Below are 14901 nucleotides of genomic sequence, written 5' to 3' on the forward strand. Positions count from 1 at the left end.
AGATCAACCCGCCGACCCGACCACCAACCTCGACGGTCCGAGGCGGAGCCTCGTTAGACTTCCGCCGCTTGGATTGTTATGTCGAAAGTGGCTTTCGCGCACACCGCCGCCCCCGCAAGGCATGAGAAGTCTTTAAGGGATCGCCCATAGGCCCGCCCTGTCCGAGAAACCCCTGACGCCCAGTTGCCACAGAAGTATATTACCTCATGGTTTGGAGCCTGGTCATGATCGCCCGAAAAGCGAGGGGTTCCGCTCTTGTTCAGGTCGTAGTGGACGCGACCGTCGATCGCTGGCGTACCCTTGCACAAGGGATTCGAACCATGGATCGTCAGAGTACCCGACAGTCTGGTCGCTGTCTTTCCATTCAGATCTCCAACATCTGCCGCCGACGGATCTGCATTCTTCTTGGCGAGCAACTTGTGCTTCTTATTGTATGCCTTCGTATCGCCAGTGTACCGCCCCAGTGGATAGATGGTCGATGCGGTCTTGGTGAATCCTACCGTGCGGTCGATGGAAACTCGGGACTTGTTTACGTTGGCATATATGTCAGCACTGAACCCTCGGTTATCGCCGCCATAGTAGGCATACTTCTTGTTAGTCGTGATCTTGCAGAATGTTGGGCCAGGGACGTACTTGGCCGCGATGAACGCTCGGTAAGAGAGGCCCGCCTCCACGCTCGGCTGCTCGGCGAATCCGACTAGGTCTTTGTTCGCAGCTGCCGTGGCGACGAAAGGCTCATTGATTCCATGGCCGAGAGCTTCAGAATCAGCTGGACGAGTGGTGACGCCGTATCGAAAAGGCGCCAGAGACGCGCTATTGCCGATCTTTACCTGCTGAGTGCCGTCCACCTGGAAGCTGTGGTGCCGCGGTCCGGGAATATCCCGGTCCACGATGTCTTGGTCGTCTTAGCGACGACTTTGCCATCCACTCGCACCGTCCAAGTCATCGCGGCATTCGGCGTCCACCAGGCCATACTGATCGTATTGACATCAACGGCCCATTGCAGGGGCATCCGGCCAGTGACCCCATCCGCGGGGCGTCCGTCCAGCCTCGTTACTGTGCGATTGATGATCTTGCCGTCCTTGTTGACGGTATAGGCAACCTCTGGGGCTTTGACCTCGGTTGCAGCCGATGTGTTGGTCACGCGACGACCAGGGGGTTGGGTCTGTGCCCCCAACTCGAGCGCCACTGGATCCCATTTGCGGATGGCGACCACCTCTCCGGGGCCTGCCTGCACCGTGGTCGTTGGTATCGGACCGTCAAACTTCACCTCCAGCTTGCCAGAGCCAATCGGAGGAGACGCGTAGGCAGCCTCGCATACCGCCAAGGAGGCGATCCCCGCGGCGAGCATTGACGTCAGGAGCCGAGAGCGTCGACGAATTTTCACGCCATGGACACTAAAGGGATCCACCCCGCCTGTCTAGGAATCCGTTCGGGCCAGTCCAGTATCTGGATTGCCGAGTAGAAGTACCCCGACCGCTCGCACCCTCCGGCAACCTCAGACTGGATGCGGCCACGGATGCGTTCCGTTCGATCTTTTGGCGCCCGCTGATCGGCTCGGTTCCCGGCGGCGCGCAGCCGGGTCGGATCGGGCACGTTACTGCCTCGGCCCTTGGACAGTCCGGACACCTGCACCGGAGCCGATCTGCATGCCGACTACATATTGATCATGTGCCCCCCGATGCCGTGGGCGACCTCCTTGAGCACCTCGGACAGGGTCGGGTGGGCGTGGACGGCGCGGGCGACCTCGTCGGCGGTGAGGTCCCACTGCTGGGCCAGCACCATCTCCGGCAGCAGCTCGGTGACCTCCGGGCCGATCATGTGCAGGCCGAGGATCTCCCCGTACTTGGCGTCGGCGACGAGCTTGGCGAAGCCGATCGCCTCGCCCATCCCGTGCGCCTTGCCGTTGGCGGTGAACGGGAACTTGGCCGTCTTGACCTCGTACCCGCGATCCTTGGCCTGCTGCTCGGTGTAGCCGAACGAGCCGATCTGCGGCTGGCAGTAGGTGGCCCGCGGGATCATGTCGTAGTTGACCGGCATCGTCTCCGCGCCGGCGATCGTCTCGGCCGCCACCACGCCTTGGGCCTCGGCAGCGTGCGCGAGCATCATCTTCGCGGTGCAGTCGCCGATCGCGTAGAGGCCCGGCACATTGGTGCGCATGTAGTCGTCGATCGCGATGGCGCCACGCTCGGTCAGCTCGACGCCGGTGTTCTCCAACCCGTAGCCGGTGGTGCGCGGGGCGAAGCCGATCGCCTGCAGCACCTTGTCGGCCTCCAGCACCTGCGAGTCGCCGCCCTTTGCCGGGGACACGGTGACCTTGACCTTGGCCCCGGAGTCGTCGATGGTCTCGACCTTGGTGCCGGTCAGGACCTTCACGCCGAGCTTCTTGTACGCCTTGGCGAGTTCGGCGCTGACCTCGGGCTCCTCCAGCGGGACCATTCGGTCCAAGAACTCCACGATCGTCACGTCCACGCCGTAGTTGGCGAGCACGTACGCGAACTCGACACCGATCGCGCCGGCACCGGCGATGATGATCGAGCCGGGCAACTCCTCGGTCATGATCAGCTCTTCGTAGGTGACCACCCGGTCGCTGAGCGTGGTGCCGGGTAGCAGCCGGGTGGTGGCGCCGGCGGCGATGATGCAGTTGTCGAAGGTGACGGTCTGAGTGCCCTTCGGGCCCTCGACGCTGAACGTGTGAGCGTCGGTGAAGGTGGCCCACCCGTCGTATTCGGTGACCTTGTTCTTCTTCATCAAGAAGTGCACGCCCTTGGCCATCCGGTCGGCCGTCGAGCGGCTGCGCTTCCACGCCACGCCGAAGTCGAAGGTCGCGTTCCCGTTGATCCCGAAGGTCTTCGCCTGATGGTTGAAGATGTGGGCGATCTCCGCGTTGCGCAACAGGGACTTGGTCGGGATGCAGCCGACGTTGTTGCAAACCCCGCCCCAGTACTTGAGCTCGATGATGGCGGTCCTCAGGCCGAGCTGGGCGGCTCGAACGGCAGCGACGTACCCGCCAGGTCCGGCACCGAGCACGACGACGTCATAGTGGTCACTCATGGGCGTTACTCTAGACAGGTAGGTCAGCGGGAAGACGATGCGCCCGACATAGCGCGGCGCAGTCCGGCGCGACCGGGCGAACGCGACGAACGAGCGGTCCTGAGCGCCGGGCGAGCAGCGCCATGTCACTGTGTCCAACGTGACACGCCACGAATACCATGATCATCTCATATATGAGTTATCGTCGTGTCTCGTGACTGAAACCTCCTTGGACCGCATCGGCTCACTGATCCGCGACGCACGCAAGCACCGCGGCCTGACCCAGACGCAGCTGGCCTCCGTCCTGGGCACCAGTCAGAGTGCCGTGCACCGGATCGAGGCCGGCAACCAGAACCTCAGCCTGGAGATGGTCAACCGGATCGCTGCTGCCCTTGATTCCCCGCTCATCTCGGTCGGCCCGAGCGGGCCCGTCCATCTGCGCGTGCGGGGTGGCGCCAAGCTCTCCGGCAGCATCGAGGTCCGCTCCTCCAAGAACGCCGCGGTCGCCTTGCTCTGCGCCAGTCTGCTGAACCGCGGCCGGACGGTCTTCCGCGGCATCGCCCGGATCGAGGAGGTCAACCGGATCCTCGAGGTGCTGACCAGCGTCGGTGTCCAGGCCACCTGGCTGAACGGCGGTGCCGACCTGGAGCTGGTCCGGCCGGCCGAGCTCGATCTCAACGCGATGAAGGTCGACGCAGCTCGCCGTACCCGCAGCGTGATCATGTTCCTGGGCCCGCTGCTGCACAGCTTCGACGACTTCCAGCTGCCGTACGCCGGCGGCTGCGACCTGGGCGCTCGCACCATCGAGCCGCACCTCCAGGTGCTGCGTCGCTTCGGCCTGGAAGTGATCGCGACCGACGGCTTCTATCGCTGCACCGTGGACACCGAGGTCGAGCCGACCCGGCCGATCACGCTGACCGAGCGCGGCGACACGGTCACCGAGAACGCGCTGCTGGCCGCTGCGCTGTCGCCCGGTGAGACGGTGCTGCGCAATGCCAGCCCGAACTACATGGTCCAGGACCTGTGTGTCTTCCTCACCCACCTGGGTGTGGAGATCGACGGCATCGGCACCACCACGTTGCGGATCCGCGGCGTACACCAGATCAACACCGACGTCGAGTTCTCCCCCTCCGAGGACCCGATCGAGGCGATGAGCCTGCTGACCGCGGCTATCGTCACCGAGTCCGAGGTGACGATCCAGCGCGTCCCGATCGAGTTTCTCGAGATCGAGCTCGCGATCCTGGAGGAGATGGGCCTCGACTTCACTCTGAGTGACGAGTACGTGGCTGCGAACGGGCACACCCGGTTGGTCGACCTCACCGTCCGCCCGTCCAAGCTGAAGTCACCGATCGACAAGATCCACCCGATGCCGTTCCCGGGCTTGAACATCGACAACCTGCCGTTCTTCGCGGTGATCGCGGCCACGGCCGAGGGCAAGACGGTCATCCACGACTGGGTGTACGACAACCGGGCCATCTACATGACGGAGCTCAACAAGCTCGGCGCTCGGGTCCAGCTGCTCGACCCGTACCGGATCATCGTCGAGGGCCCGACGCGCTGGCGTGGCCAGCAGGTCGTCTGCCCGCCTGCGCTCCGACCGGCTGTCTGCATCTTGATCTGCATGCTCGCCGCGCGGGGCGAGTCGATGCTGCGGGACGTGTACGTGATCAACCGCGGTTACGAGGACCTGGCCAACCGACTGAACGCACTCGGCGCCAATATCGAGGTCTTCCGGGACTGAACCCGACCGCGGGCTTGGACCCGACGCCGAGGGACGATCAAGACTAGGGATTTTCCCTAGGGTGCGAACCCCCAGGACCCCATTACGTTGAGGCCCCGCACGTGAGGGACACAGCAGGTGTCTGCACATCGTCCTGGGGGTCAGCAATGTCACACATCGATCGCGACCAGCCGTCCGATCCGCCCGAGCACGCCGATCCTGGCCAGGACGCCGCGGTGCTGAGGCGACGCCAACTGCTTCGCCACAGCGCGCTGCTGGTGGGTGTCGCCGGGGTCGGCACGGCGATCGCAGCGGCGCCGAAACAGGCCGCCGCTGCCGACGGTGACAACCTGCTGCTGGGCGAGAACAACGCTGCGACGTCGACGACCAACGTGTCGATCAACCAGCCGGTCGGCAGCAACAACCCGACGCTCGCCCTGCGCAACGGCAGCGGTCCGTCGCTGAGTCTGCAGCCGCTGGCCGCCGACTTCCCTGGTGCCATGGAGCTCGGCGAGATCGCCAACACCGAGCTCGGGCCCATCATCGGCGTGGACTCCGAGCTCGGCCTGGCCACGACCTACCTGGCGACCGGGATCGATCTGGCGGACCTGCCGACGCCCTATCCGCTGCCGGTGCCGGTGCGGCTGCTGGACACCCGCACCGCCGGCGGACGAGCCCGTGTGCTGCGGACTTCCAGCGGTGCCTGGGACTCCACGTTCCGGCTCAAGTCCGGCGCCTGGATCGACGTCGAGGCTGTCGTGGTCACCGGCGAGTACGAGACTCCCGGTGCCTGGGTCAACATCGTCTCGGTGTCCTCGCAGGCCAACGGCAATCTCGCGGTCTACCCGCCGGGTGCCTATCCGGGAACCTCGACCCTGAACTTCACCAAAGGCGTGACGCTCGCGAACGGTGCCTTCGTCGGGACCGGCATCGTGGCCGGTCGCTATGCCATCCGGATCCGGGCGAGCAAGCCCACTCACGTGGTGCTCGACCTCACCGGTCTGGTGATCAAGGGCACCGCGCCCACACCCACCGCGGGCAAGGCGTCCGGACAGGCGAAGAAGCGGTCGTCCAACGCGAAGCTGAAGCGCCGCCTGCGATCCAGCCTCGCCGAGCGTCTGCGCAGCAACCTGGAACGCTGAGAAGGACAAGCCGACATGGCACGGGGGGCGGCTGGTCGGTGGCATCCGATCTGGCGGTCGGTGCTGCGCCGCTGGAGCCCCTGGCTGCTGCGGCTGGTGCTGATCCTCGCGCTCGTGGTCGGCCTGGGCGTCGGGAGTCCGCTGTCCCTGCCCCAGCTGGCCAGGGAGGCACGGGCCGATAGCCCGCAGCCGGTGTCCGGTGCCTTCAGCCTGGGCGGCGGACTGAGCGGGTCGGTCGACGAGCGCACCGGTCAGTTCTCGATCTCGGTGCCACTGGTATCGGTGCAAAGCGTCGGAGACACCAGCATCCAGTTCACCCTCAGCTGGGTGCAGTCCCGGGCCTCCGCCGGGGTGGACCGGATGGGCATGGGCGGCGGCTGGTCGCTCGGCTCGTCCTTCGTCGACGCCAACGGCGGCGTCACCGTCTATCCCGCGAGCGGCGGTCGCTACGAGCTGGAGACCGACAACCTGGACCAGTTCCCGTCCGGCCTGACGAACTACGTGCTGCAAGACCTCACCTTCGAGGTGGTCGACGACGATCCGCCGCCCACCTTGCCGGCGCGCGCTGGCGTACCCGATCCGGTGGCGTACGCGTACACGCTCAACTACGACGACGGCAAGGTCGACTACTTCGATGCGAACGGCAACCTCGTGGTGCGTGCCGACCGGTTCGGCAACCGGACCGACATCAGCTACGAGCAGGCGGGCACGTCGCCGAACGGCGACCTGCAGTGGCAGCCGACCGCCATCATCGACGGATACGGCTTGGCGTACACCTTCGACTATGGCAGCAACGATGCGGGAGTCGCCCAGCTCACCGTCTCCTCCCCCGAACGGTCGGACGGCAAGACCGCGCAGACGGTGGTCCTGTTCGGCGGGGCCGGCGGCGTGTCGTCGATCACCGACCCGGTAGGTCGGGAGACGAACTTCGGCTACCAAGAGGTCAACGGTGTCCAGCTGGTCGACCTGGTCGAAGGCCCGACCGGTGCCCAGACCCAGGTCAGCTACGAGTCGTACACCTTCCCTGCGGTCGGCGATCCGGTCGTCACCGTCGTGGTGGCGGACACGCTCTCCGTCCTCGCGTCGGATGGCGTCACCCAGCTGAGTCCGGAGCGCTCCTTCGACCTCGACCCGGACGGCAACACCGATCAGCACAACTACGCCGGCAACGGCAGCGGCACCAGCTACCTGAGCGCCAGCGAGGACCTGCTGTTCGCCTCCGGTGATCCGTCCTACACCTACACGACCGAGATCAGCACTGCGGCCACCTCGACGCTGTCGACCTACGACTCGGCGCACCGGCTGATCGAGCGGACCGTGCAGCTGATCGCGGACTCCGGCGATCCGGTCGTCGTCCAGGACCAGCTGCTGTGCTACCCCGACCTGGTCGACATCGGCCAGGGTGTCGTCCCACCCGCCAACTACACCAACCCGACCAACATCCGGCTGGCCCACTACTCCAGCAGCGGGCCGAACGGTCCGCAGGGCCCGGCCACCGCCGACGGCCCAGACCAGTCGGAGTGGTGTGCCGATCCGACCTCCGACAGCGACTCCGACGGCGGCAGCCGGGTGGTGACTTCCAGCCACCAGTTCGACTCCCACGGCCGGATGCAGCAGGTCACCGACGAGTCCGGGGTGACCACCACAACCACGTACGATCCGGCCTTCGGGCTGCCCACCACCGTGGTGACCGCGCAGGGCAGCACGGTGCTGCGCCGGGTCGAGGCCACCCTGACCGACGACGACAAGTCGATCCACACCGTCACCCAGTCCGATGCCGACGGCAGCGGGAAGCTGTCGGCCCGGAGCACCCGGACCTACACCTACGACGACGCCGGCCGACCCCAGTCGCAGACCATCGCGTGGGCCGCCGGCGCAGCCCCACCGGACAACGGCGGCGGACCGGCGTCGACCACCACCTCGTACACGAGCACCTTCGATGGTCCCGTCCGGACCATCGAGATGACCTCCGGCGTCGGTACCCCGGAGGCGACCACGACCTCGACCGACATCGATCTGGTCTCCGGACAGGTCGTACGGTCGGTCGACGGTGCCGGGCGGGTGACGACCACGACGTACGACGAGGCCAACCGCACGCTCAGCGTCACGCCGCCCACCGGGATGACGACCAAGACGAGCTACCAGAACGCCGAGGACGCCGGCAGCGGGTTCGCGTCCAAGACCGTGACCCGGGCCGACGGCCACGTCACCACGACCACGTACGACGCACTGAGCCGGGTCGCCACCGTCACGGACAACATCAAGAACGGAGCCTTCGTCGCCGACTCCGGCACCCGCACCGTGTCGACGCTGAGCTACAGCACCGACGGCTCGACCATCACCGCCACGGACAAGCTGGGCCGGACGACGACCACCACCTCGGACGCCGTCGGCCGGGTGGTGAGCCAGGTCGGCCCGACGGGGGTCACCTCCACCACCACCTACAACGACGTCGACAACACCACCACCGAGCGGGTGTATGCGGTCGGCGCGAGCACGCCTTCGGAGATCACCGGCACCGCGCGTGACGAGTTGAACCGCGTCGTCTCCTCGCGCACCACCTACCCCGTGACCTCACGGACCAACCTGGTCGACCCCGCTCGGCTGACCAGCTACGACGGTCTCGGCCGGATCACCTCGCTGACCACGAACGACATGACCGCGGTGCCCGACTTCGCCGGTGCCGGCGGGGTGCCGGTGACCACGACCATCAGCCCGGCCAAGACCGCGCGGAACTCCGCCACGCCGGTGTTGGCCACCGACACCACCCGGCTCAGCGGGGACATCACCAAACGCAGCCTCGCGTACACCAGCGGCGACCAGCAGGCCGCGTCGGCGCCCCAGGTGGTCGTCGACGCGGTCGGCAACACCACCACCGAGACCGACGGCCTGGGTCAGCAGACCGGCTACCAGTACGCGGGTGACGGCCGACCCATCCAGCGCACCGATCCCGATGGCACAGTCAGCACCCGCACCTACGACTCGAGCACCGGGCAGCTCACGAAGATCAGCTCGACCGCCAAGGACGGCACCGCGGTCACCACGACGTACACCTACGTACCGGCCGGGCAGGTGGGAGCCGGCCTGGTCAAGACCGCGACCAACGAGTCCGGCACCATCACCTACGGCTACGACGCCGATCGCAACCGGACCTCGGTGGGCTATCCCGACGGTTCGTCGGTCAGCTACGACTATGCCGACAACGGCCAGTTGCAGACCATGACCGACATCACCGGCGCGGTCACCACCTACGCCTACAACGACGACGGCACGATGAAGTCGGCGACTCAGGTACGCGGCAGCGCGACCTTGGCGTCGGTGAGCTACGGGTACGACGCGCTGCGCCGGGTGAAGACGATCACCCGGGGAAACGGCCTGGTCACCACGCACACCTACACCCCGAACAATCTGCTCGCGACCCAGACGACGGTCGACAAGAACGCCAACCAGATCGAGGCGCACAGCTACTCCTACGACAACCACCACAACCTGACCAAGCGCACCGACACCACCGCGAAGCCCAGCTCGTGCGTGGTGCTGTGCACGACGGGGGCGTCCACGTACGGCACCTACACCACCACCTACGGCTACGACGCCTACGACCGCCTCACCGGATCGGCGGTCTACTCCGGCACGACGACCACCGGTACGCCGGTCACCAAGCTCGACTACGCCCTCGACGTGTCGGGCAACATCACCACCACGACCCGGACCACGAACCTGGCGACCGGGACCCGCAAGACCCTCACCGTTCAGACGACCACCAACACCTTTGACGACGCCTCGCAACTGACCGGGCAGAGGGTGGGCAGCGCCACGACGCAGCAGGCTCACGATCCGCAGGGCCGGGTGACGACCTCGCTGTCGGGCAGCACCACCACCTACCGACCGGACGGGCTGCCCGCCACCGTCGCCGTCGGGGGTGCCACCACGACCTTCAGCTATTGGCCGGACGGCACCCGCAGCCGGGCGGTCACCACCGGTGGCTCCGCCGGCACGACCACGGTCGACTACCACTACGGAGTCGACCGAACGCTGGTCAACGACACGACCACGCAGGCCGGGACGAGCTCGAACACAGGTGTGGCCAGTGCGTCCTACCTGGTGACCGGCGGTCGCGAGGCGCGCACCATCCTGCCCAGCACGACGGCAGGCGGGGCAGCTGTAGCCGGCGCGCAGGCTGAGCCCCAAAGCAAGAAGACTCAGAGCAAGAAGACTCAGAGCGCGCAGACCACGGCAAAGTCGAAGAGCAAGAAAAGCAAGAAGAAGAGCAAGGCAGCAAAGCCGAAGTCCAAGAAGAAGGCGACAGCAAAGCCGAAGACGACAAAGCCAAAGGCAGACGCCACCACGTCGGCACCCGCGGCCCCGGTCAGCGCGGCGCCGGTGACCACTGGCAGCGGCGTCGGCTATCTGCTCCGCGACCGGCACAGCTCGGTCACTGCGGTGGTCGACAGCACCGGCGCGGTGACCAACACGTACGCGTACAGCGACTGGGGCGCGCCCGCCCTACTGGATGGTCGAGTCGGCAGCGTGAGCGGTGCCGCCGCGGGCATTGCGCCGGGCACGACCAATCCGCTGCAGTATGCGGGCGCCGCCGCGCACGCCATGTACACCGACAGCGGGCTAGGCACGATGATGCTGCCTGCTCGGTTCTATGACCCCAACCAGGCTCGGTTCACCTCGCGTGACGTAGCGGACGCGCACAACCTCTATCTCGGGTTCGACGGCAACCCGATCATGAACCTGGATCCCACCGGCCAGGATGCGGCCACCGACACCATCCTCGACATCCTGTACGTCGGCATCTTCTTGGTCTCCGCCATCCTCAGCGGTGGCGCCGCGGTGGCAGCCTGGGGCGCTGCCGCGGCGGCCACCGAGCTCACCGCGGCGCTGATCGTACCGGTGGTTGCCTCGGTCGTGGCCACGGCGGCGAACGTGGCCGGGATGGCGGTCAGTCTCACCCGGTTCGCCGACGACGAGGAACCCGCGGGCAAGAAGTTCCTCACCGACGACCAGCGCAACAACTTGAGCAACATCTCCACCATCCTCGGCTCTGTCGCCGGGGTGGCCGGCGGTGTCGCGGACTTCGCCGCCACCGGTGCCGAGGCCGCAGCGGACGCCGCGGGATCGGCCGACACGATGCTCGCCGATACCGACTTCGACGAGCCCAGCCTTGACGCCGATGACGATTCTGTGCCGTCGAACAGTCGCTCCTTCGAGGCTGACGAAGCCGCCTCCGAGGGTGACGAGCCGACGAATCTGACCAATACCAAATCGACGACTCCCAGCAACGCGGCACCTGACGAGGAGCGGCTTCCGACCATCGCTGACTCCGAGAGCAAGGCCAAGCCGGCGACCGACACGCTCAAGAAGGCGCGAACCGGCAGCAACGTCACCGAGGCCGCGGCCTCGGTCAGCAAGACCGTGTTCGACCAGATCGAGAAGAGCGACAGCGCACTGGCTCAGGTACGCCCCAAGAAGCCGGAGGAGAGCGAGGTCGAGACGACCCACAGGTGGCGCGGGGAGGACGACTCCAAGGGCAAGGGGAGGGACACGGTGTCTCAGCTGATGACCCGGAACCGGTCCGGCTCCCACCGCTTCAACAACGCCAGCAGCGCGAGCGATGACTGACGGCGACGACGAGTGACATTCGCGAGAGGGAGTTATCAGATGACCAACCACGGATCACGGGCGGCGCGGTGGCGCTTGACAGTCATTGCCGTGCTGACAGCGGTGTTGCTTGCGTTCACCCCCGGGACGGGTTGGGCCGATCCGACGGCCGAGCCGTCGCCCGGCCAGTCCCAGCAGACCTCGGCGGGCACCGATGCGACGTCCGAGACAGGGAAATCCAAAGCGGGGAAATCCAAGACCAAGCCGAAGAAGGCGACCAAGGCAAGCAAGAAGGCAGCCAAGAAGACCAAGGCCAAGTCGAAGAAGAGGTCCAAGGCGACCCCAAAGCCCGGCCCGACCACGAAGCCGAAGGTAGGTGCGCAGGGTCCGCAGGCGGCTGGCGACGACCTGTCGACGGTGATGCCGCATGCCTTGCGCGACCAGATCACCGGGGACTTCCTCGACCGAGGCTACGACCAGTGGATGCGGGCGGAGGGCGCCGCGCTCAACATCTACGACTCCCCGTCGCGCGGCTCGGGTTTGCTGCAGTCGGTGCCGCTGGACCTGTCGACACCCAACGGAACCCAGTGGAGCATGTGGGCCCCGTACGGCAACTTCGACAATCAGCAGTGCGCCACCTGCTTCCAGGCCCTGGACAATGCGTGGCACCTGGCGACCATCCTGCTCGCCTACGACGAGGCCGACGGCATCCTCTGGATCACCGGCACGAAGGGCACCTACCTCGGCGGCGATCCGGACAGGTATCGCAACATCCTCTACGGGGTGGCGCCGGACGGATCCTGTGCCAGCGAGTCCTGCGCCGGGATAGTGATCGACCTGCCGGCGGAGTGGCAGGACGCGAACGGCATCTACTTCCGAGCTGTCGGAGCAACCGCCCTCGAAGCGACCAACGTCAACGGCATCGCGACGGTGGCAGTAGGCCTGTCCGACTACGGGGTCCAGGTGTACCAGCCCGGCCCGGTCGAGAACCCAGCCTGGGCTCTGGCCGGTTCCTACACCAGCATGGGGATCAACGGGATGGACCAGACCCCGACGACGGCGATGGCCCTGGATCAGAGCGGGCTGCTGGTGATGGGGATCTCCAACTACGGCAACGACGGCTACTTCGCGCAGATCACCAACGGCACTCACGGGACCACGATCACCGACCTCGGCCGGTGGACCAAGCAGGGCGCCACCGACTCGAATGGGGGAACCTGGATCAATCCGATCTCGGCAGCGATCGGCCAACGTCCCGACGGCAGCAAGGTCGCGGTCTTCGGCCTGACCGACGGCAAGCTCTACGTGACGACGACCACGCCACCGCCGAACACAGGATCCAACGCCGTGACCCTGGTGGCGACCAGCCCGTCACTCGGCGGCGGCATCACGGCGATCACCCCGTTGCCACGGCTCGACGGCACCGGGACGACCGACTACGCCACCGCCGTTCAGGGCGCCAACATCGGCGTTGGCACCGGCCTGTTCCTGACCGATCCCGGCGGCTCGGGGGCGACCCTGCTGCGTCAGCCCATCGGTATCGACGCCAACAACAACGAGTTGTACGCGCTGCCCTGCTGGTGCGACTTCCAGACCTGGTTCCCCGGCTACAAGCAGGGCCGATTCACGATCCAGAACACCTTGTCCGAGCCGATCTCGGTGCAACTGCAGACCAGCGAGGACTCCGAGCAGGGCTGCTGGTTCGCCCCGGCCTGGCCCGAGACGTTCGACCAGGACGCCTCGGCGGAGTTCCCGACCTCGTCCGCAGTCACGGTGGCGGCGGGACAGACCACCGGCCTCTACACGATGGGGGCCTACACCTCAGGTCCGGATGCCGGCTGCTCGGGGGTGGCCGCCAGCACCGGTAGTCCCAGCGAGGACCCATCCGCCGCCTGGCGGGCGTACTTGGTGATCACCCCGGTCAATCGCCCGGCCGAGACCCGGATGGTGAACCTGCACCTCAATCCCGACGGCTGGACCGTCGACGTCAGCGACCAGCAGGGCGGCTCCCTGACGGTCACCCCGACCAACATCAACAGCACGCTGCAGGGCCAGGTGCCGATCTTCGGTGCCTGGCAGCTTGCGGTCAGTGATCCCGGCGCACCGACCGCCACAGGAACGGCACCGACGTTGACCGGATATCAGCTGACCCCGACCGGGACCGCCGCTGCTCCGACGGTCTACCGACTGGATGTCGGGCCCACCACCTGGACGGTGCCGGGCCTGTCGTCCTCGGGCGCCAACAAACGGGCGCAGGCGTTGCTGCCCCCGCTCCAGATCCAAGGTCGGACCGGCTCCACGGCTGCCTGGGTCAATGTCGGACAGCTGATTCCCCCTGGGGCTCTGAACGTCTCCGGTTCGACCCTCACTGTTCCTGGTGCCTCCTTCTACTGGGAGAACGTCCAGGGTGGACCGACGTACACCCAGTTCCAGGTCCTCACCGGCGGCGCCGACGGGCTGACCTCACCGACCGTAGATCTCACCACGCTGGCGTTCTGCTACACCGGCGTGAAGCCCGGTGGTCCCTGCCAGACCACGGTGCCGAGCATCACCGGACTCGGGTTCTCCGGCTCGTCGTCGAGCAGTCCGAAGGTCGTGGCCAACGGACTCGATCAGGCCCTGCTCAGCCCGACGCTCACGCCTCGAAGCGGCACGATCACCAGCAACGATGATGCGTACAACAAGATCTTCTACCGGCAGAGCAGCAGCACCGGCCCGTTGGTCACCAACCTCTACCGGCAGGACGTGACCTGTTCGGACTGCTACAGCGGCTTCGTCGGGGTCCAGCCGTCGGCCGGTGCCTACCTGAACACCGGTGGCTCGTACGGCGCCAAGCGCGGCCTGCGTGACGCCGGCACCCCGGCCGACTACGTCAGCACGACAGGATCCGGTTCGCAGAGCCCCACCATTGCTGGGATGATCAGGTTGTCGGGCACGAGCTCCAACACCATGACGATCACCGGCTACACCCTCGCCATCGGAGCGGCGACTTCGAGTGACCTGACCGACGGGTTCCAGCTGTCCGGCTGTGCCGGGGAGGGCAACAGCAGCGGCACCTGCACGATCGCGCCGACCAGCACCGCCAGAGCTGCGCTCTATGCGGTCGGCGGGCCGTACGTGAACACCGCGACCGACACCGGGCTGCGGATCGGGGCGTTGTTCAGCAACCAGGCCCAGAATGCCGTCGAAGACCTGCCGCTGACCTGGCAGAACACGGCACCCAAGCTGGACCAGCCGGCAGCGTTGACCGGGATCAACTCCAACTACCTGTGGAAGCTGCTGAGCGCCAAGGCCCTGCACACCGCCCACGGCGACACCTGGGTCATCACCCACGGCACCCTGGTCAGCCAGACCATGTGTGTGAACAGCTCCTGCAACAGCAGCTAGCGCGCTCGC

General features: G+C 66.6%; 6 protein-coding genes. 4 read left to right on the forward strand and 2 right to left on the reverse strand.

Annotated features, from left to right (window positions below; genetic code table 11):
- Nucleotides 1-53 precede the first annotated feature (53 nt).
- Together MLP_RS27985 and lpdA are read right to left on the reverse strand one after the other, a co-directional pair.
- A complete protein-coding gene (locus MLP_RS27985; RefSeq protein WP_156821136.1) occupies nt 54-848 on the reverse strand; it encodes a hypothetical protein in 795 nt (264 codons plus the stop codon).
- A gap of 808 nt (nt 849-1656) precedes the next feature.
- A complete protein-coding gene (gene lpdA, locus MLP_RS12305) occupies nt 1657-3054 on the reverse strand; it encodes a dihydrolipoyl dehydrogenase (protein ID WP_013863423.1) in 1398 nt (465 codons plus the stop codon).
- 193 nt (nt 3055-3247) lie between these two features.
- Here lpdA and MLP_RS12310 point away from each other — a divergent pair, with 193 nt between their 5' ends.
- The 4 genes from MLP_RS12310 to MLP_RS28565 all read left to right on the forward strand — a co-directional run bounded on the left by MLP_RS12310 (nt 3248) and on the right by MLP_RS28565 (nt 14892).
- Nucleotides 3248-4774 (forward strand): helix-turn-helix domain-containing protein, encoded by a 1527-nt coding sequence (locus MLP_RS12310; protein ID WP_013863424.1) that lies wholly within the window; start codon nt 3248-3250, stop codon nt 4772-4774.
- 146 nt (nt 4775-4920) lie between these two features.
- Nucleotides 4921-5895 carry a hypothetical protein gene (locus MLP_RS12315; RefSeq protein ID WP_013863425.1) on the forward strand — a complete coding sequence of 325 codons (975 nt, stop codon included), beginning with the start codon at nt 4921-4923 and terminating at the stop codon, nt 5893-5895.
- Between the two features lie 15 nt (nt 5896-5910).
- Nucleotides 5911-11526 (forward strand): RHS repeat-associated core domain-containing protein, encoded by a 5616-nt coding sequence (locus MLP_RS12320; RefSeq protein ID WP_013863426.1) that lies wholly within the window; start codon nt 5911-5913, stop codon nt 11524-11526.
- 39 nt (nt 11527-11565) lie between these two features.
- Nucleotides 11566-14892, forward strand: a complete 3327-nt coding sequence (locus MLP_RS28565) for a hypothetical protein (RefSeq protein WP_013863427.1) — start codon at nt 11566-11568, stop codon at nt 14890-14892.
- Nucleotides 14893-14901: the final 9 nt, after the last annotated feature.

The sequence above is a fragment of the Microlunatus phosphovorus NM-1 genome, assembly GCF_000270245.1.
GTDB lineage: Bacteria > Actinomycetota > Actinomycetes > Propionibacteriales > Propionibacteriaceae > Microlunatus > Microlunatus phosphovorus.